The sequence below is a fragment of the Amycolatopsis sp. NPDC059027 genome (genome assembly GCF_042739735.1).
Classification (GTDB): Bacteria; Actinomycetota; Actinomycetes; order Mycobacteriales; family Pseudonocardiaceae; genus Amycolatopsis.
In genome coordinates, this window is the sequence record NZ_JBHYIK010000051.1 from 1 (window position 1) to 274 (window position 274).

Genomic DNA, 274 nt, shown 5'->3' on the forward strand with positions numbered 1-274 from the left:
GCCTGGTTCTTCGACGCGGCCGCCTGACCTCGCGACGTTCCGTGGGGGCCTCCTCGAAGGACTCAGAGTCCCGCGAGGAGGCCCCCGCGGACCTCGACCTCCACTGGCCCGCTTCGTGTGGCCGCGGTTCTGTCGGTCCCCGCCGCTAGGGTCGTATTCGGGGGCTCTCAGGGGGTGCCGAAACTTCCGTTCGCGGCGAAGCGGCTCCGTCCTTTGTGGACATGAGTGCCGGGGGGGGGGGGGGGGGCCGGGGCGGGAGCGCGCGGAGCGTGTC